This window comes from Caballeronia sp. dw_19 (assembly GCF_018449515.1).
GTDB lineage: Bacteria > Pseudomonadota > Gammaproteobacteria > Burkholderiales > Burkholderiaceae > Caballeronia.
On record NZ_JAAVUQ010000008.1, the window covers coordinates 64,883 to 84,930 of the forward strand.

Consider the following 20,048-nt stretch of genomic DNA (forward strand, 5'->3'; position numbering starts at 1 on the left):
TTAATGGTCGTCCGCGTGACCCTCATTGACAAACGATGACTGTTCATAGAAAGATGAACAGGATTCATGCATTGACGAAAAACATTCCAACGGAGACGGCACGCGCATGCGACGGATACCGAATTTCGTGCTGCTGCGCGCTTTCGAAGCGGCTGCACGACTCGAAAGCTTCACGCTGGCAGCGGAGGAATTGCATCTGTCGCAGTCCGCGATCAGTCATCAGGTCAAGGAACTGGAGACGTATTTCGGCTTGCCTTTATTTCATCGACGCAACCGGCGCGTTGAAACCACGGCCGAAGGCAGAAGGCTTTTCGACAGCCTCGGGCGCGTATTCGATGTAATCGAGGCCGCGTGCAGCGAAGTCGCTTTATCGCCGCAGGCACAGGTATTGGCCGTTCATTGCGCACCGAGTCTTGCGGTGAAATGGCTCGGTCCGCGCCTGCCTAAATTCATGCAGGCACATCCCGACATCACGATCCGGCTGTCATCGGGCGCGGAGCCGATCGACCTTACGCGCGTGCATGAAGTCGATATCGCCATCTCTTACGGCATGGCGGTCGAGCGTCCCGGTCTGCACGTGTACCCGCTAGGCGCGGAGCGGATCGTGCCAATGTGCTCACCCGCCATGTTGCGCGAAGGGGTTTCTCTCGAGCAACAGATTGTCGACTTCACGCTGATCGATTCGCAACTCAGCAGAGTGACCTGGCGAGACTGGTTCACGCTGAACGGACTGGCGTTCCCGAACAAGCCTCGCCCTTCGTTTGATCGCGGAGCACTGGCCATATCGGCCGCGGTCGACGGCATGGGTATCGCGCTGGAAACCACGCGTCTCGCCGAACGGGAATTCGCGCGCGGGGAACTGATCGAGTTCGGCGAAGGACACTTCAAACCCTTCCTGCGCGAGACGCATTTCCTGTCGTACCGAACGAACGAACGCAACCTCGACAAGGTCAAGTTGTTCAGGCTCTGGCTCGCCGACATAGCGGGAATGACTGCACAGTGGCAAGCCGATACCGCGTTGTAAGCGGCTCTCGCCACGAATGTGGTTTCATTCCACGGCCTCATTCCTGATATTGCATTTCTAAATATAAAAATGCAAAATAGGGCGCATGGAAAACACCCGCAGTTTTATCTCTGATGCGCGGTTGACGACCGGTAACGCGTCTCTTCGTTTTGTCGACCTGCCGGGCATATTCGGGGAAACGCTCTACCGCCTACCCGTCGTGCTGCGCCTGCTGCTCGAGAACGTGATTCGAAATATGAGTGGCGATGAGCGTCGGCTTGCGGTCGAGGGCATCGTTAACTGGCTGGAAAGTGGCACGAGCGAGGTTGAGATCGCTTTCCAGCCTGATCGCGTGCTGATGCACGACACGACCAGTACGCCGGCGCTGGTCGATATCGCCGCCATGCGCGACGCGCTGGCCGAAGCCGGGGCAGACCCGGGCGCGCTCAACCCCGTTCTTCCGGTCGACGCCTCGGTCGATCACTCCCTGGCAGTCGAGTATTTCGCCCGGCCTGACGCCGCGCCAATGAATCTGCAACAGGAACTTCGCCGCAACGCGGAGCGCTACCGCTTCCTGCGCTGGGCATCGCGGGCATTGAGCGGAGTACGCATCCATCCACCCGGCACCGGGATCATGCACACCATCAACCTGGAGCAACTGGCGACCGTCGTATCGGTCCAGGAACGCGACGGTGAGTCTTGGGCTGTCCCAGACACGCTGATCGGTACGGACAGCCACACGCCCATGATTAACGGCATTGGCGTGCTTGGTTGGGGCGTGGGCGGCCTCGAAGCGCAGACCGTGATGTTCGGCATGCCGGTCATGCAGCGCATTCCGGACGTGGTGGGTGTGCGCCTGACGGGTGCGCTCAAGCCTGGGGCGCTTGCTACCGACCTGGCGCTGACGGTGACGCAACGGCTGCGAGAGATTGGTGTTGCCGGCGAATTCGTCGAGTTTTTCGGTCCGGGCGTCGCCACGCTGACTGCTGGTGAACGCGCTGTCGTGGCGAACATGGCGCCAGAATATGGCGCTTCCACGGGCTTTTTCCCCGTCGACAACACCACGCTGGATTACTTGCGCGCGACCAACCGCAACGCCGCTGCGATTGCGCTCGTCGAAGTGTTCGCCAAGCGGGCAGGTCTGTGGTTCGATCCTTCTGCGCAGCCGGTTTTCACGCGCACCATCGAGATCGACCTGAACGCGATCGGCATGCATGTCGCCGGTCCGCGGCGCCCCCAGGATCTGCTCGATTTCTCTGCCACATCGGCGGCACTCGAAACGTTAGCGTTCGTGCCTGAGGCCAATGTGCCCGGCATGCCGAAGCACCCTGTCGCAATCGCTGCCATCACAAGTTGCACGAACACGTCGGACCCGGCCTTGCTCATCGCTGCCGGGCTCCTGGCCCGCAAAGCGCGCAAGCTGGGCCTGACAGTGCCGGGGTGGATCAAGGCTTCGCTTGGGCCCGGCTCGCCCGCAGCGGCGTTGTATCTGGAGCGCGCCGGGCTGATTGACGATCTGTCGGCACTGGGTTTCGATATCGTAGGTTATGGCTGCACCACGTGCATCGGCAACTCGGGCCAGCTCACCGAACCCGTGAAAGCCGCGCTGGCAGCCAAGGCAATTTATCCGGTCGCCATGTTGTCCGGGAACCGGAATTTCCCTGGCCGCATTCATCCCGACCTGGATCTCGGCTTCGTCATGTCGCCGCCGCTGGTCGTTGCATTTGCGCTGTCGGGCGACGCGCAAGCTGATCTCAGCCGCGACCCTCTGCAGACCACACCGGACGGCACACCAGTCTTCCTGAGCGATCTATGGCCTACGCGAGAAGAGGTCGCGACGCTGCTTGAACAGGCGGCGGAACCGGCCGATTATCCGCGCGCGTTCGCGATCGCCAGCGCGAATCCCGCGTGGCATGGCATTGATGCTCCTACCACCGCGCAGTTCCCGTGGGACCCGCGATCGAACGCGCTAAGGCGTCCGCCGTTCGCAGCCGTGACCGAAGGCACGCAGTTGGGAACGTACAGCGCCTACCCATTGCTCGTCCTCGGCGACGACATTACGACCGACCATATCTCGCCCGCCAGCGCCATCCCGAAGGACAGCTTCGTTGCGGACTTCCTCGTTGCCCGTGGCGATGACCGCGACGACCTGAACGTCTTTGCATCGCGTCGCGGCAACTGGGAAGTCATGATCCGCGCGGCGTTCTATAACAAGTCGCTGGTCAACCTCCTGCAACCCGGCGCGCCGGTCGCCCATACGCTGCACGTTCCGAGCGGCGACATCAAGCCGATTCACGAAGTCGCCGCGCGGTATCGAGCGCAAGGCGATGCTGTCGTGCTCATCGCAGGCGAACGATACGGCACGGGTTCTTCCCGCGACTGGGCGGCAAAAGGCCAGCGCCTGCTTGGAATTCGCGCCGTGCTGGCGGCAAGCTTTGAACGGATTCACCGGTCGAACCTGATCGGCATGGGCATCTTGCCGCTTCGATGGCCAGCAGGTATCAACCCCGCCACGCTGAACATCCAGCCCGGTGACAAGGTGGAAGTGAACGCGCCGCCCGATACCCTCGCGCCGCGTTGCAGGGTCGATGTAAAGATCGTGAGGGCGGATGCAAGCGTCGAATCATTCGCCGTCACGGCTGCAGTCGAAACGCAACTGGAAGTCACATTACTGCGCTGTGGCGGCGTCATTCCGCTTATCTTGCAGAAGACCCTGGCGGCTCAAAGCGAAAAAGAGAAGCATGAACGATAGATCGATAGCCGCCCAAATCGTCGAGTGGATCAGGACAGAAGAGATGGAAATGGGCAGTCATCTGCCCGCGCAGAAGATAGCGGACCTTCTTCGGCTGTCCCGCTCGCCGGTCAACGAAGCCCTCTCGCTGCTGCATGAAAAGGGCGTGCTGAGCCGCGAGCGCAATCGCGGATTTTTCGTGGCAGACCTTGCGATTGAATGGGTGACGGAAACCGCCGGCGCGACCGGTTTGAGTGACCCGGACGCGGTCACGAACGCGTATTTCCGCATAGCCGATGACCGCCTGAAAAGTGCGTTGCCCGACGAGGTGTCGGAGCAAATGCTGAAGACCCGTTACGGCCTCACGGCGACGCAGCTCACGGCCGTTCTGGGACGCATCGCGCAGGAAGGCTGGGCCGAGCGCAAACCGGGATATGGATGGCAATTCTCGACCATGCTGACGACGCCCGACAGCTTGATGAAATCGTACCGCTTGCGTCTGGCGCTCGAACCGGCGGCGCTTCTTGAGCCCGGTTACCGGCTGGAGCCCAAAGTGCTTGAGCGCTGCCGCGCGGCGGAACGGCATCTGCTCGACGGCGGTATCGAGACGGACACAGCGGATCAGTTGCACGATCGCGGCGTCCGCTTTCACGAATCGCTGGTCGAGGCGTCCGGCAACGCGTTTTTTATCGACACGATCAAGCGCGTGAACCGCGTACGCCGACTGCTTTCATATAGATCGATGCAGCACCGCGGGCGGTACAAGAAACATTGCAAGCAGCATCTGCATATCCTGGCGCTGCTTGAGAAGGAACGTAACGAAGAAGCCTCCGAGGCGCTGCGCGAACATCTTCAACACACGCTCGACGCACTTTCGCGCATCGGCGACATTCTCAAACCCTAGGTTCGGTTTACGCCAACCTTCCATTGCTCAAGACTCCATGACAACCGACTCATCCGTGCTGTCCGCTTTCGCTCCCACCGGCACGCTGCGCGCGTCCATCAACCTGGGCAATCCGATTCTCGCCAACAAGGATGCCGTCACCGGCGAGCCGGCCGGTGTTTCTATCGACCTGGCGAGGGAACTCGGCAAGCGGCTGGGTCTGTCCGTGGATCTCGTGGTCTTCGATACCGCCGGAAAATCGGTTGAAGCAGTCAGCGACGAACGCGCGGATATCGGGTTCTTTGCAATCGATCCGGCGCGAGGAGCAAGCATTGCGTTCACTGCGCCGTATGTGCTGATCGAAGGTTTTTATATGGTCCGCAGCGACTCTGCAATACAGCACAACAGCGAGGTCGATAGCGCCAATACGCGCGTCGCGGTCGGTAAAGGCAGCGCTTATGATCTGTTTCTATCGCGGGAACTGAAGCACGCACAGATCGTTCGTGCGCCTTCGTCGCCCACCGTGGTACAGACGTTTCTCGAACAGGAGCTGGAGGTCGCAGCAGGCGTAAAACAACAACTCGAAAGCGATGCCGCCAGAACGCCGGGCCTTCGATTGCTCGATCAACGCTTCATGGTGATCCAGCAAGCAATGGGGTTGCCGAAGAGCCGTGGTAATGCCGCGGCTGACTATCTCCGGCGTTTCGTGGAAGAGATGAAAGTCTCGGGCTTCGTTGCGGACTCGTTGCAGCGGCACAAGATCAACGGTGCATCGGTGGCACCCGCGTCCTGATCATGTGCGTGTGGCTGTCCACGCATCAACGCGGCCAAGCACGCGAAGATATGGCGATTCAATCACGCGCATGCACCTCTCAACAAAGCCACAGCCGAACGCGCCCAACGCGATAAGTTTTCCTTTCACGGAATATCATGGTTGCAGTTGACGATTAAAAAATTGGTCAATTATTTAATCTGGCTTCCTAACTTATTATTCAATCCCCTTCCCGGCTGAGCACGGCATCTGATAGGGGCAACAATGCCGCAATCCTATGTCGAAAAAATTTCGAAAGAAAGAACACTTCTGACGATCATGATCTGCATGCCCGATACCCTGTTTTCCCTTGCTGCACGATCACTCTCGCCCAACGTCAAGACACATCAATAAACGCGTGTCTAGTGCTGTTTTCCCGGGCGATCCGAATATCGGCCGCCGATCGGCAGGACTGCTCTTCCCAACGCGAATATGAGCTTCTACGATCGCTTCCTATCCATTCATCGCATGGTTGTAGCGTTGTGCAATCCCCTTCCCGAAGGACTTTTTGATGGCAATTCCCGCGTCTCCCACCCCTCGCCAGCTTGTAGCGCGCCGCGTGGGAAATCGTTGGGCTTCGTCCATGAAGCGCGCAGCAATGACGGGGGCGCTGGCAGTCCTGGCGGCCCTGCCCGCCAGCGGATGGGCACAGCCAAGCGCCGCTGCCCCGACGTTTCCTGAAATCCGTTTTGCCATCAACACCGACACCACGACGTCCATGCCGGGCAACGTGTTACGCAATACATTTACGGACGAGATCCTCGCTAACGTGGTTGAGTCGCTGGTGGCGCTCAAGGGCGACTTGTCGGTGGCGCCCGTGCTTGCTGACAGTTGGGACATTTCGCCGGACGGAAAACAATACACGTTTCACTTGCGTCACGGCGTGCTGTTCCACAACGGCACGCCGTTCACCTCCGCCGATGTCAAATGGAGCTACGAGTACTTCATGAAGCCGCAGTCCGGCTACGTCTGCCGCGGCAACTATGACGGACACCGGGGTCCGAAGGTGCTGGCCGTGACCACACCCGATCCGCATACCGTGGTGTTCGAACTGGACCGGCCGTCCGCACTCTTTCTCACTCACATGACGGAACCGCGCTGCCCGCTCGCCATCCTGAGTCCTGCAAGCCTCGACAAGAACGGCGCGTGGCTGAAGCCGGTGGGAACCGGTCCGTTCGTATTCAGCGAGTGGAAACAAGGGCAGTACGTCCTGCTGAAACCGTTCGCGCAATACCAGTCACGCACTGAGTTGCCAAGCGGACTGGCAGGCGCGAGTCATGCGCGGGCGAACGTGCGCTTCGTGGCCATTCCGGACGAGGCGGCGCAAGTCTCCGCGCTCATGTCCGGACAGATCGACGAGATGAACATATCGGAGAACAACCTGCCGCCCGCCGATCCTCACTGGCATGTGATCGTAGGACCGGGAGCCGATCCCGCTGCGTTGCTGATGCAAACACACGACCCCTTGCTTGCCGATGTCCGCATCCGGCGCGCAATCGCGCTTGCTGTCGATCTGCCGGGCGTGGTGAACGCGGTCAGCGGCGGCCTGGCGCGCTACAACTCATCGCTGACCCCGGATGCCGAAGCGTTCTATACCTCCGGCGACGCAGTAGGATATAAACAGGACCTGCCCGAGGTCAAGCGTCTGCTCGCGGCAGCCGGTTATGCGGGCCAGACGCTGACGCTCGAAACCAATCGCCGTTATCCGCACATGTACTCGGCCGCGGTGTATATGCAATCACTGCTCTCGCAGGCGGGGATCAACGTGAAGTTGCTGGTAGTCGAATGGGGCACCCAGGTGAACGACTTCCGCTCGGGGCATTTCCAGTTGATGTCCTTTGGTTACTCGACGCGCATCGAGCCTGCGCTGATGTATGGCGATGTACTTGGCGACAAGTCCAGGAATCCCATGGTGCAATGGGAGAACCCCAAGGCGCGCGCGCTGCTGCGCAGTATCGACGGCGTGACCGACCCCGCCGCCCGAAAGCGGATCTTCGAACAGTTGCACCAGATGATGATGGACGACGTGCCCATGATCGTGCTGTACGACTCTCCCGATCTGACACTTGTGAGCGACCGGCTGCAGGGGGTCACGACCTGGCCCCTGCGCCTGAAGCGTTTTTCCAACGTGACGAAGAACTAGGCAAGCCGATGCTCAGCTACATCATCAAGCGACTATCGATGGCGGTCCCGACAGTCTTCATCGTGACCCTGCTCGTATTCGGCATGATTCGCGCCATTCCCGGCGACCCGGCTTCGCTCATGCTCGGCGACCTCAACGACCCTGTGCTGCTGCAGCAAATGCGCCATTCGTTTGGTCTCGATCAGTCCATCCCCGCGCAATTCGCGATCTGGGTTTCGCATCTGCTCTCGGGCGACTTCGGTATGTCGATCGTTCGGCATCAGCCTGTGCTGGAACTGATCCGCGAAACCTTTCCGGTGACCGCCGAGATCGTGCTTGCGGCTACTTTCCTCGCGTGTCTGATCGCGATTCCCGCCGGCTTGTTCGCTGCCTGGATGCAAAACCGCCGTGGCGATCTCGCGGTGGTCATGGGCAGCATCATGCTGGTATCCATACCGAGTTTCTGGGCCGGCATCATGCTCATCTGGTTGTTCGGCGTGAAGCTGCACCTGCTGCCTACCTTCGGCTACCAATCGTTTTCGCAAGCAGGCTGGGGATCGTTCAAATACCTCGTGCTGCCGGTCATAGCGGTCACGCTGGGAGAAATCGCGGTCGTGACACGCATGATGCGGGCAAGCAGCATCGAGGTCCTGCGGCTGGAATATATCGCTCACGCACGCGCCAAAGGTTTGTCGGAACGGCGCGTGCTGTTGCGCCATACGCTACCTAACGCGTTCGGTCCCACCCTCACCGTGATCGGTCTTGTGCTCGGCCACCTGCTCGCGGGAGGCGCCGTGATCGAGACGGTATTCACGCTGCCGGGCATGGGCCGCCTGCTCGTGGAAAGCATTTATTCGCGCGATTATCCCGTCGTGCAGGGATGCCTGCTTGTGATCGCGCTGCTGTATGTGCTGACCAATCTTGTGGTCGACCTGCTGTACCCGATCTTCGATCCACGCCTCAAGCTCTGACTCGCCCATGCCCTCCTCTCCCAAGCGCGCCCGGCGCGCCAACCTCGTGATCGGAGCCGTACTTGTCGGCCTTCTGCTGCTCATCGCGGTGGTCAATCTCGTCTATACGCCCTACGGTCCCCTCGACGTGAATATTCATGCGCGTTACGCGCCGCCGTCGCTGCATCACTGGTTCGGCACCGACGAATTCGGCCGTGACATCCTGTCCCGGATCATGTCGGGCGCTGGCGTCAGCACTACTGTCAGCGTCTGCTCCGTGCTGTTCGCGCTGCTCGCCGGAACATCGATAGGCGCCGTCTGCGGTTACGCGGGCGGATGGTTCGACCGGCTGGCGGCCATGTTGATCGATGCACTGATGGCGTTCCCTGGCTTACTGCTCGCACTGGGCATCATGACGGTCGTCGGGCCGTCGAAATGGGGCGTGGTGGTCGCGCTCGGCCTGGCTTATACGCCGTCAGTCAGCCGCATTGCGCGCGGCGCGGCGCTGTCTTTGCGCCAGCGCGACTTCGTGGTCGCGTCGCGAACCATGGGCAATAGCGGCGCATGGACCCTTCTTCGCCATGTCCTGCCGCATTGCGTGGCGCCGTTGCTGGTGTTTTCCACTTCACTGTTCGGCTCGGCGCTGCTTGCCGAAAGCGCGCTCAGTTTTCTCGGACTCGGCGTGCCCGCGCCCGAGCCGACCTGGGGCGGCATGCTTGCCGACGGGCGCACGGCTATCGATCAGGCGATCTGGGTCGTGCTATTTCCGGGCGCGGCTATCTCGCTTGCCTTGTTCGGCATCAATCTGTTCGGCGATGGCGTGCGCGATCTGCTCGACCCGCGCATGAAGGGGGGAATGTGATGACGGCTCCTGTTGAACACCCACTGCTGACGGTGAGCAACCTGACCATCGGTTTCCCCGACAAGACAGGCGCGATCAAACAGGTCACGCACGACGTGAGCTTCACGTTGAACGCAGGCGAGTCGCTTGCACTTGTGGGCGAGTCCGGCAGCGGCAAGACCATGGTCGGCCGCGCGTTGCTCGGCTTGCTGCCCGAACGTGCGGAGATCGTCTCGGGGACCATCAGCTTCGAGGATCGTGACGTCCTCGGCAATACGCCGGCGCAATGGCTGGCTACGCGCGGCACGGGCATTGGCATGGTGTTTCAGGAACCCATGGTCTCGCTCAATCCGGCCATCCGCATTGGCGACCAGTTGACGGAGGCGCTCATGCGGCGGCGTTCCATCGCGCGCGACGCGGCCCGTTTGCAGGCTATCGCCATGCTCGAACGGGTTCGCGTGCGAGATCCGGTCGGCTGCATGAAACGATATCCCCACGAGTTTTCCGGCGGCATGCGGCAACGCATCCTGCTCGCCGCGGTCATGTTGCTGCGCCCCAAGCTTCTCATCGCGGACGAGCCGACGACAGCCCTCGATTGCGTGGTGCAGAAAGAAGTGCTCGACCTGATGATCGAACTCACGCGCGAGGAAGGCACCGCGCTGATCTTCATCAGCCACAATCTTGCGTTGGTAACGGCTTATACGGAACAAGTGCTCGTGATGCAACGCGGGGCCGTCATGGAAACCGGCGCGGTGGCGACGGTACTGGCACGCCCCTCGCATGAATACACGCTGAAGCTGCTCGAAGCGCTGCCAAGGCGAGCCGATACCGAGGACGCGTTGAGCCCACCAAGCTCGTCCGCTCCGCCGGTCATCGAAGTGAAGGACGTGGCGATCGATTACCGGGTGCCGGGCTTGTGGTTCAGGAAGATTCTCGCGCGGGCCGTGCATCCGACATCGTTCAGCGTGCAGGCGGGTGAGACCGTGGCGATCGTCGGTGAATCGGGCAGCGGGAAAACCAGTATCGCCAAGGCGATCCTCGGGCTTGCGCCCACCGCGCAAGGGCAGATTCTGCTCAACGGCCGGCAGTTTCTCGACGCGGGGCATGAGGCCATGCAGGCCGCGCGCCGCTCGGTCCAGATGGTGTTCCAGGATCCCTACTCCTCGCTCGATCCACGCATGCGGGTCGACGCGCTCATTAGCGAGGCGCTACGCCTCGACAAGACCCTGAGCCGCGCGCAACGCGCCCAGCGGGTCGCGGACGCGCTGGATGACGTGGGCCTGGGCGAGTTCGCCAATCGCCTCGTCCATCAGCTCTCCGGCGGCCAGCGCCAGCGTGTGGCGATTGCACGCGCGTTGGCGAGCAGACCTGCCGTGATCATCGCGGACGAGCCGGTGTCCGCGCTCGATGTCACCGTGCAGAAGCAGATCCTCGACATGCTCGTTTCCCTGCAGCAGCGCTACCGGTTTGCGTGTCTGCTGATATCGCATGATCTCGGCGTGGTCGAGCAGATTGCCGACCGCGTGCTGGTGATGTTCCGGGGCCATATTGTTGAAGAGGGAACGCGCGATGCCGTCTTCGATAACCCGGTGCACCCCTACACCCGCAGACTCCTGCAAGCCGTGCCCGAGCTGCGAGGCAATCGCGATGATGGCTTCAAGGTCATCACGCGAACCGTGCCTGACGACATCGATCCGTCCCGCAAGTATTTCAACGCCGAGCTCGCGGGACGCGACATGCCTGTGCTGGTCGACGTCGCAGCGCCTGCGCTCAGGTCCACACCAACTTTTGTGGATCACCGCATCGCGCTTGAAGCAGTGCATTCGTCATGACGCTGATCCAGCTTCGGGCATTTTGTTCGGTCGTCGAACAAGGCAGTTTTCGTGCGGCAGCAAGAGCGCTCGACATTGCGCAAAGCACACTAACGCAGGCGATCCAAAGCCTCGAAGCGGAGCTGGGCGTCATTCTGCTGAACCGGTCGCATCAAGGCATCAGCCTGACCGCTCTGGGTGAAAACTTCCTGGTCCGTGCCAATGCGATCATCCGCGACTGCGAGCGTGCCACGCAGGACATGAGGCCTTTGACGGAAGAACCGCAGGGACACATCGCACTCGGCGTGACCTCCGAGCCGCTTGCGGAATTCCTGCTGCCGGTACTCAAGCGTTTCATCGAACGGTTTCCGCGCGTGCGGGTGCATGTGTCCAGCGGCTACGCGAAGATGCTGATCGAAAAAATCCGCGATGGCGCGCTCGACTTCGCGCTGTGTCCGCTTGCACCCCATGTAAGCGATGTCGATCTCAGCATCGAGCGCATGTACCGGTCGGACGCGGGCGTGATTGCGCGCAAGGGTCATCCGCAAGCGCATGTCACCACGGTGCGTGAGCTGGTGGAATGCGACTGGGTCAGTATCCGGCCTGCGGGTATTGCCGGTGGTGCGGAAAACCGTCTGATCAGTCTCTTCAAGGCGGAAGCGCTCGGGGTTCCACGAATCGTCTTCACGGCGGAGTCGTTGCTGGAAACGCTGCACATTGTTTCCGAAACCGACTGCCTGACCATCGAGCCAGCGGTACTCTCGGAGTTCAAGCTGTTTTCACCGTCGCTCGTCACCATCCCGATTCGCGAAGCGTTCGATCCGCGTGACGTCTGCCTCATCAGCCGCCGCGCATCGCCATTGACCACGGTTGCGCATGAGCTTGTGAGCATGCTCTTGTCTTACTCGCGCCTTCTGCGGGGGACGAGCGCCTGATCGCGATGGCGAAACAAACCCGCAATCTGGTTCGTGCGGCGGGCGATCTGCCAGCCTGATCCCGATCGGTCAGACCGCCTTCTGCGCCGCGTGAACTCCCCGTAAGATGACCTTGCCGCCACTACGAGCCCTTTTTCTTCCCATGAACAGCACTTCCCATGCCTTGCCCCACGCGACTGCTGGCGCCGCGTACCATCTGACAAGTCAGCAGTTCGGGACGATTGGTAATAAGAAGGTATACATCCAGGCCGGCCTGCATGCCGATGAAACGCCGGGCGTGATGGTTGCACTCACGCTGCTCGAACAGTTGCGCCGCCTAGAAGACGACGGCAAGCTTCGGGGCGAAATCGTGCTGGTCTGCAACGCCAATCCGCTTGGACTGAGCCAGTGGTTGTTCGGCGCGCCCGTCGGCCGTTTCGAGTTCGCGAGCGGCCGCAACTACAACCGCGACTTCCCGATGCTCGCCGGCAAGATTGCGGCGACGCTCGAAGGCAGGCTCACGCAAGATGTGAACGAAAATCTCGTCATCATTCGTCAAGCCTGGAAAGCAGCGCTGACCGCGCAGCAACCGGCCACATTGTTCGACGGCTTGCAACGCCAGCTCATGCTGTTGGCACACGATGCGGACGTGGTGCTGGACCTGCATTGCTCGCGCGAAGCCGCCATGCATATCTACACCGGCCAGGCGATCTGGAACGAGGCCGAACCGCTTGCGCGGTATCTCGGTGCGGTGGCTTCGCTGCTGGCGTACGACTCCGGCGCCAACTCCTTCGATGAAGCGCAGAGCCTGACATGGTGGCAACTGAAGCAGCAATTCGGTGCCTGCTATCCGATTCCGACCGGCACGGTATCCGTCACGCTCGAGCATCGCGGGCAGCGTGATGTCTCGTATGAGATGGCGCGGCAGGACGCGCAGGCGATCATCGACTACCTCACGCATCAGGGCTTCATAGACGGCATTGCGCCGCCCTTGCCCGAGCTTGCCGGCCCAGCAACCCCTCTTGCCGGCAGCGAACAGTTTCTCGCGCCCGTAAGCGGCATCCTCGTGCATCGCGCTCAGCTTGGCGACGTAATCGAGGTGGGCCAGCCGCTCTTCGACGTGATCGACGCAAACACCGGCGAGACCACCACCGTCCACAGCAAAACCCGCGGCGTGTTCTACATGCGCCGCGACGTGCGTTTCGTGAAGCACGGCGATCCGCTTGGCCGCGTCACGGGTGCCACGCCTCAACGCACCGGCAAGCTGCTCGGCGCCTGACTTCCGAACCCGGTAAAACGCAACGCACTTCAACACACCCATGTAGCCCCTCAAATTCATTTCATCGTTCAGGAACGCACCATGACTCGATATATCGACGTCAACGACATCAGGCAACTGCTTCGCACCATCGGCCCGGAAACCTTCATCCACACCCTCGCCGACTACATCCGCGCCGACTACCTGCGCTGGCCCGAGTTCGACAAGTCACCTCGCACTGCAGCGCATTCGCCCGAGGGTGTCATTGAACTGATGCCCGTTGCCGATCACGCGCTCTACGGCTTCAAGTACGTGAACGGGCATCCCAACAATACCCGCGCCAACATGCTGACCGTGATGGCGTTCGGCGTACTCGCCGACGTTGCCACCGGTTTCCCCCTGCTCCTCAGCGAGTTCACCATCATGACGGCGCTGCGCACGGCGGCCACCTCCGCGCTCGCCGCAAGTGTCCTTGCGCGGCCGGGATCGAAGTCGATGGCATTGATCGGCAATGGCGCGCAAAGCGAGTTCCAGGCGCTGGCGTTCAAGAATATGCTGGGCATCGAGCATATTCATGTGTTCGACACGGACCCTGCCGCTACCGAGAAACTCATTCGCAACCTCTCCGGCATCAAGGGGCTGACGCTCACGCGCGCAGCATCGATACGCGAGGCCGTACAAGGCGCCGATATTGTCACCACCGTGACCGCCGATAAAACCAACGCGACCATTCTCACACCCGACATGATTGAAGCGGGGATGCATATCAACGCCGTGGGCGGTGATTGTCCCGGCAAGACCGAGTTGCATGCAGACGTGCTGAACGGCGCGCGCGTGATGGTGGAGTTCGAACCGCAGACACGCATAGAAGGCGACATCCAGCAGCTGCCCGCCGACTCGCCCGTGATCGAGTTCTGGCGCGTGCTCGCCGGGCAAGTGCAAGGCCGCGAATCAGATGCACAGGTGACCGTATTCGATTCAGTCGGGTTCGCGCTGGAAGACTTTTCGGCGCTGCGTTACCTGAACGATCTCGTGCGTACCGAGGGAATTGGCACGCGGATCGACCTGATCGCGCAGCCGTCGAACTGCAAGGACCTCTACTCGCTCGTGGCATCGTCCAGCTCTGCTTCTCAAAGCGACGAACGCGTACACGGTCTCTTTCAGGCTGCCTGAGGTATCGGGGCATCGGTGCATCGGAATTCAGCGGTACACGTTGGCTTTCTGGAAGGCTATGCTTGGCACAAGCCGAACGCATCGCTCCGGCCTGCATGGCATAGGACCGGGCGAGCGCTGCACTTATTTCAGAGGGTTTTTCATGACGTTGATCCAGCTCCGGGTGTTTTGCGCGGTCGTGGAGCAAGGCAGCTTCCGTGCTGCCGCAAGAGCGCTCGACATCGGACAAAGCACCCTCACGCAAGCTATCCAGAGCCTTGAAGCAGAGCTTGGCGTGACGCTGCTAAACCGTTCGCATCAGGGTATCAGCGTGACCAGCCTGGGCGAGACCTTCCTCATTCGCGCGAACGCGATCATTCGTGATTGCGAACGCGCGATGCAGGACATGCAGCAGTCGTCGGGAGAACCCGAAGGACAGATCGCGCTCGGTGTCACGTCCGAGCCGCTGGCAGAATCCCTGCTGCCGGTACTCAAGCGTTTTATTGCCCGCTTTCCGCGCGTACGCGTGCATGTGTCCAGCGGCTATTCGAAGATGCTGATAGAGAAGATCCGCGACGGCCGGCTCGACTTCGCGCTGTGTCCGCTCGCGCCGCAAGTCAGCGATGTCGATCTCGACATAGAACGCCTCTACCGGTCGGTGCCGGGCGTGATCGCACGCAAGGGTCACCCCCAGGCGCATGCCACCTCCGTTCGCGATCTGAAGGATTGCGACTGGGTCAGCATCCGGCCGGCGGGAATTGTCGGTGGGGCGGAGAACCGCCTGACCAGCCTCTTTCGAGCAGAGGGACTGGGGGAGCCCAGGATCGTTGTTACCGCGGAATCGCTGCTGGAGACGCTGCATATTGTTTGCGAATCCGACTACCTGACCATCGAGCCGCGCGTGCTGGTCGAGTTGAAGCTGTTCTCGAATTCGATCGTCAACATCCCGATTCGTGAAGTGTTCGATCCACGCGATGTCTGTCTTATCAGCCGGCGGTCTTCGCCGCTGACCATGGTCGCGCAGGAGCTCGCCAGCATGCTGGTGTCCTATTCACGCCTGCTGCATGGCGCCGGTTCGTGACGCGTGCCATGGGCTTACTTTCCTTGTTGGTATCGGCCTAACTCGCAAGTGAGCCGGTCAAATCCTCATGCCGCAACGCACCACCGTTGATGTTCACTTCGCGCTTGAAGGTGATTGTCTTGCCCGAGAATTCGCAGATCACCGTATCGCGAAAAGCGGTCTCGGGGAAGATCCAGGTCATTTGAAGGCGCGTGTTATCCAGCCAGCATGCACCGGCGACGACCGGACTGTTATGGAACTGGTAACCGTGGTGAAGATCGCTGCCGGGCATGTCGGTGCGGCCCTCGAGCCACCGGCCTAACCCGGCGGCAATGACATGTTCGCCTTGCGCGTCGATAAGACGAAATACGCATGTCTCGCCGGTGAATTCGAATTGCAATTCGCTCACGCCCTGGTGGTTGGGCTGCATCAGGAAGCGGTCCGTCTGTCCGGGTGCGCGTACTCCATCCGTGACAGCACCGGCCCGTTGAAAAGGCTCTTTCCACGTTGCCGGGGCGTCCGGACTTTGCCAGTCGGCAAGTCTCGCTTTGAGCCGCGCATCGGCAGAGGCGCCGTCTTCGATGTGATCGCGAATCTGATCACAAAAGGCCGCCGGAAAATACCGGTCGATATGCGCGAATAACTTCGCGCTGCCCTTGATTGCGCCGGTAACGGCAAGCGTTGCGCCGTGCAACGGGAACACCGTCGTCATCTGGACGAACTTGCCAATTGCGCTATATGTGCCATCGGGCCGGGTCCACCAGTGATAGCCGTATTTCACGGGCTCGCCGTGCGCCTTGGTTGCGGCAGCGACCCAGCTTTCGGGAAGCAGCCGCCGGCCCTCCCATACACCGTTTTGCGCATGCAGCACGCCGAGTTTCAACAGATCCGCGGTTCGCGCGATGAGGCCGTTGCCACCCGGATTGACGCCGTCCGGGCCGATATCCCAGGATTCCCCTTCAATGCCCATCGGCTCGAAGATTCGCGGCTTGAGATACTCATGCAGCGTCACGCCCGTCACGCGACTCAGTATGGCCGACAACATGTAGCTGGCAGCGCTCGTGTACAGGAACGCCGTTCCCGGTTCTTGCACGATCGGGATCTTGAAGAACTCCGCGATCCAGCTTGTAGTCAGCGATCGCCACTCTGCCCCGGATGTTTCGCCCGCGTGACCTACGCGCATCGTCAGGAGGTCTTCTATGGTCATCTCCGTCAGCCAGTGCTGGACCGGTTCCGCGATGACCTCGGGGAAAAACGAGACCACCTTGTCGTCGAGCTTGAAAAGCCCCTGGTCAAGCGCCAGCCCGATCGCACAGGCGGTGAAACTCTTGACGACGGAGTGCAGGTTTCGCGGCCGGTCAGGCCGATACGGCCAGCGCCAGCCCTCGGCAACCACGTGGCCGTTGCGGTGAAGCATGAAGGCGTGCAGGTCGAGGCCGGCTGCTTCGACGTCGTTCAGGAAGGCGACGATGGCATCGGCATCCACGCCGGCCACGGAAGGGTCGGCGCGCGTCAGGCCATCGGCTTGCTGAGCCGCGATGAGGTTCGCTTCAGACGCTGCGCCGCACTCCACGAAATTGTCCGGCATCGTCCTCTCCTGGTGTTTGAAAAATGGGGCTGGCTTTGAGCGTCGGCTCGGTTTGTAGTTGCAGCATCGCCGGGGTGAGACTGCACGCATCACGCGATGCTATGTGCAACAGCACTCTCAAGGAAGCCCGTTTCGACCGATCACTCACAGAAATCCTGATCACCGATCGGTTGATTTCGCTCGCGCCGGTGGATGGTTCTGGGCCGGTGGTTGGGGGTTAGCGAACCGGGGTTGACGGCAGGTTGCCAAGTTCCACGGGTAGCGGTTCTAGGTCAATGCCGGGTTGTGGGAACGGCGTTTGAGGTATCGACCAACCGGGAAAATGCCGACGCGCGAAGGACGACGCTATTCAGGCGAAGGGCCAACGTTATTTTTAGACAAGACCCTATATCCGTCGTATTCGACCCAGGCCTCCCCGCCAAAGCTTGCCGTTAGCACCGCGATTTTTTTCGGTGGCAAGCCCCGGCCAAATGGCGTAGATCGATCCAGAATCTGACGGGCGGCTATGAACTTTGGCGAAGTAAAATCGGATAGCAAATCTATCGAGTAGACGATATTTTCCATTCCGTAGTCCGTGACAAGGCATCGCGTTGCATCCATGAAAATGATCGTTTTGTGCTCCCTAAAATCGTCTGAGAGCAAATCAAGATGAACCGTGCCGCTTCGCTTATCTGCGCAAATTCCCGCGAAAATCCAATCGTGGAACGAGTGAAATCTATCAAAGTTATCAAGCATTTTTAGCGGCTCCAAGGGCTGAAAGGTACAACGTCAAGCCCTTTCGCTCGACCGTCTTCCGTCCAATTGTGGGCGTGGGGTTGCATTCCCAGGTGTATGTGATCGAAGTCTAGATCAACTACAGGCGCGCCCGTATCACCATACAAGCGCATTTGTCCGCTTCCGGGGTTCGTGTACCACGTTCCCGGCTCGCCTTCGTTCGGCGTTTTCGCAATGTCGAAACTATCGCCAAAGCTGGGCATAGCGCCAAGCTCAAACGGCGAGGCGTCGCCTAACGGCGTTGACCCGATGCTAGCGTCTGTTACTTCGCCAAGGTCGAACGCTTGATCCGCTGAAGATGTGAAGGACGCAACTGACGCAAGCAAGGCCGACGCAGCGCGGGCGGCTATGTTTCGCGCACCAGCCTCGGCTATCGTTTCGATATGCTTTGGATAACCGGACTCGCTCAAAATCGCTGCGCGTTCGCGCTTCTCTATTGCCAGAGTTTCCGCTCGCCGCTCGGCGTGATATTGCGCTGACCACGCCTCGTAGTCGCGCGACGGCGTGTCTCGCCTCGTCTCTCGCGCTGGCGAGTCAAGCGTAAAGCCGCCGTTCTCGAAAACGCTGGTGGTCGCGCCCTCTTCCTCCAAGACAATCACCGCGCCATCACGCACGTAAGAGAGCAACGTTTGAAGGGTTTCCCGTCCGCCTTTCGGCGATTTCGAATACCACGAGAAGCCTCCCTGCAAGAACGATTCGACGCGCGCCACAAGCAACGCGTTCGATTCCCAAACGTACATATCGGCGTACATCAACATAGCACGGCCCGCTTTGATTTTTTCGACGTCGTCGGTGAAGCTTCGCCCCTTGCGTAGCACGTACCGATGGCCGTTATAGCAGGTTAGTTCCGTTGTCATGCGGTTGCGTCTCCTTTGGTTGCAACGGGGCTACGCTAACGCACTTTACGCTGCCGCCATCCCAAAAAGACAGCCGGCAAACGGCAACGCTAATCAGGCGACGGATTAGCCGATCCTGCTATGCCGCCATCGGGCGCTGGTGTGACGAAAACATACTGTTTTAGTTCGGGATGCGATACAACCAGCGCGGCGATAAGACTAGCGCCTAGCCGTCGTGCGAATTCGTCATCGAGACGATGGTTAAATTCATCCAGAAAAATCGGGAACGTAAGCTTTTTTATATCCAGCGCCTCGATCGGGGCGCTCTCCATATTCTGAATTTTGATCGCTTCGTCATCCGGCGAATAGGACACGACGAGCGAGGTTGCTGCCAATGTGGTCATACTAAAATCCCCTGCACGTTTGATAGTCTTGAAAAGCATTTTGCTTGCACAGTGCCAGGCCGCGCATTCCGCTGCCCATCATGCCTGCGAGCGCATTACATATGTCCATATCCCTTTCGTACTGGTAGAAGCAATCCGCCTCGACTGACTCGCCAAAGCCGCGCGCCGCCATAGACAATACATCATCGCCCGTTGCGCTCTTGACGAACTCAAACGGCGCGGCATCGCCTAGCGGGGTTGACCCGCCGCCGATGCCTGTTACCTCCCCTATGTCAATTCCGCTTCCTGTCTCGCTGGGCCGTATCACGCCCATGCTCGCCAGCGTCGCGAGCGCTTGAATACCGCCTACGAGCGCATCTAAGCGCCCGCCACCGCTCGAAACCGCGCTAACGCCGCTTTGTGCGTAAGGTGCCGCACCTGACGCCACGCCGCCAAGCTCCCCGCCGTATCCCCCCGATTGCGCCGCCAAGCCCGAACGAGCAAGCGCGCCTGACCCGAACGCCTGCCTTGGCGTCATCGCACGCGGTCGATACACCGGCTCGGCTGGTGGCACTGACCCTCCTGAATACGACCCCGCGCGGCCTCCAACGGGATTTTCTACCACCAGAATATCGCCCCGTCGTATCCCGATGCTCACTTCAAACACGGTTGACGATGCGCTCTGCGTTCTGTTCGAAGTTCTTAGATAACGCTTCGCGTGTTTGATGAACTGTTCATTCTCAGCCAGACGAAAAGAGTTCACCCCATCGAACATCTCTTGAGCGGCCTTTGATTCGGCAAGGACTTCTGCGTTGTGTCTGTAAAAACACGCTGATTCCAGCTTGTACCGCGTGCCCCGATAGTGGAAATAATCGTCCGTCATCTCAGTTATTTTGTTGTTGCGACGGGTTGACGCTAACGCACTTTCCCG

At 60.3% G+C, this 20,048-nt stretch carries 17 protein-coding genes; 12 read left to right on the plus strand and 5 right to left on the minus strand.

The genetic code is table 11. The annotated features are described in order from the left end of the window. Window positions 1-106 precede the first annotated feature (106 nt). From HB376_RS13700 to HB376_RS13755, 12 genes are all read left to right on the plus strand, one after another. On the plus strand, window positions 107-1,024 hold the full coding sequence (locus tag HB376_RS13700) for a LysR substrate-binding domain-containing protein (protein WP_213764206.1): 918 nt from the start codon (window positions 107-109) through the stop codon (window positions 1,022-1,024). A gap of 85 nt (window positions 1,025-1,109) precedes the next feature. Then, window positions 1,110-3,755: an aconitate hydratase AcnA gene (gene acnA, locus HB376_RS13705; RefSeq protein ID WP_213764207.1), complete on the plus strand. Its 2,646-nt coding sequence runs from the start codon at window positions 1,110-1,112 to the stop codon at window positions 3,753-3,755. Next, window positions 3,745-4,638, plus strand: a complete 894-nt coding sequence (locus tag HB376_RS13710; RefSeq protein ID WP_213764208.1) for a GntR family transcriptional regulator — start codon at window positions 3,745-3,747, stop codon at window positions 4,636-4,638. Before acnA ends, HB376_RS13710 begins: the two co-directional genes overlap by 11 nt. A 37-nt stretch (window positions 4,639-4,675) precedes the next feature. Continuing rightward, the gene (locus HB376_RS13715) at window positions 4,676-5,410 is read left to right on the plus strand and encodes an ABC transporter substrate-binding protein (protein ID WP_213764209.1); all 735 of its coding nucleotides are present in this window, start codon (window positions 4,676-4,678) and stop codon (window positions 5,408-5,410) included. A gap of 529 nt (window positions 5,411-5,939) precedes the next feature. Continuing rightward, window positions 5,940-7,571 (plus strand): ABC transporter substrate-binding protein, encoded by a 1,632-nt coding sequence (locus HB376_RS13720; protein ID WP_276572811.1) that lies wholly within the window; start codon window positions 5,940-5,942, stop codon window positions 7,569-7,571. A gap of 8 nt (window positions 7,572-7,579) precedes the next feature. Beyond that, entirely contained in the window at window positions 7,580-8,521 is a 942-nt protein-coding gene (locus HB376_RS13725; protein WP_213764210.1) for an ABC transporter permease, read from the plus strand. Window positions 8,522-8,528: 7 nt separating this feature from the next. Further along, window positions 8,529-9,362, plus strand: coding sequence for an ABC transporter permease (locus HB376_RS13730; RefSeq protein WP_165104702.1), 834 nt, complete (start codon window positions 8,529-8,531; stop codon window positions 9,360-9,362). Further along, on the plus strand, window positions 9,362-11,173 hold the full coding sequence (locus tag HB376_RS13735; RefSeq protein ID WP_213764211.1) for an ABC transporter ATP-binding protein: 1,812 nt from the start codon (window positions 9,362-9,364) through the stop codon (window positions 11,171-11,173). Before HB376_RS13730 ends, HB376_RS13735 begins: the two co-directional genes overlap by 1 nt. After that, complete coding sequence (locus tag HB376_RS13740; RefSeq protein ID WP_213764212.1) at window positions 11,170-12,087, plus strand: LysR substrate-binding domain-containing protein; 918 nt, start codon at window positions 11,170-11,172, stop codon at window positions 12,085-12,087. Before HB376_RS13735 ends, HB376_RS13740 begins: the two co-directional genes overlap by 4 nt. Window positions 12,088-12,229: 142 nt before the next feature. Further along, window positions 12,230-13,345, plus strand: a complete 1,116-nt coding sequence (locus HB376_RS13745) for a succinylglutamate desuccinylase/aspartoacylase family protein (protein ID WP_213764213.1) — start codon at window positions 12,230-12,232, stop codon at window positions 13,343-13,345. Between the two features lie 81 nt (window positions 13,346-13,426). Continuing rightward, entirely contained in the window at window positions 13,427-14,497 is a 1,071-nt protein-coding gene (locus tag HB376_RS13750; RefSeq protein WP_213764214.1) for an ornithine cyclodeaminase, read from the plus strand. A gap of 142 nt (window positions 14,498-14,639) precedes the next feature. After that, window positions 14,640-15,557, plus strand: a complete 918-nt coding sequence (locus HB376_RS13755) for a LysR substrate-binding domain-containing protein (protein WP_213764215.1) — start codon at window positions 14,640-14,642, stop codon at window positions 15,555-15,557. Between the two features lie 37 nt (window positions 15,558-15,594). On the opposite strand, the gene HB376_RS13760 is transcribed toward HB376_RS13755, so the two are convergent. The 5 genes from HB376_RS13760 to HB376_RS13780 all read right to left on the minus strand — a co-directional run bounded on the left by HB376_RS13760 (window position 15,595) and on the right by HB376_RS13780 (window position 20,000). Then, complete coding sequence (locus HB376_RS13760) at window positions 15,595-17,124, minus strand: serine hydrolase (protein WP_213764216.1); 1,530 nt, start codon at window positions 17,122-17,124, stop codon at window positions 15,595-15,597. 345 nt (window positions 17,125-17,469) lie between these two features. Continuing rightward, window positions 17,470-17,859: a hypothetical protein gene (locus HB376_RS13765; protein ID WP_213764217.1), complete on the minus strand. Its 390-nt coding sequence runs from the start codon at window positions 17,857-17,859 to the stop codon at window positions 17,470-17,472. A gap of 2 nt (window positions 17,860-17,861) precedes the next feature. Further along, window positions 17,862-18,755: a hypothetical protein gene (locus tag HB376_RS13770; protein WP_213764218.1), complete on the minus strand. Its 894-nt coding sequence runs from the start codon at window positions 18,753-18,755 to the stop codon at window positions 17,862-17,864. Window positions 18,756-18,844: 89 nt separating this feature from the next. Beyond that, window positions 18,845-19,138, minus strand: a complete 294-nt coding sequence (locus HB376_RS13775) for a hypothetical protein (RefSeq protein WP_213764219.1) — start codon at window positions 19,136-19,138, stop codon at window positions 18,845-18,847. Window position 19,139: 1 nt separating this feature from the next. Next, window positions 19,140-20,000, minus strand: coding sequence for a hypothetical protein (locus HB376_RS13780; RefSeq protein WP_213764220.1), 861 nt, complete (start codon window positions 19,998-20,000; stop codon window positions 19,140-19,142). Between the last annotated feature and the right edge of the window lie 48 nt (window positions 20,001-20,048).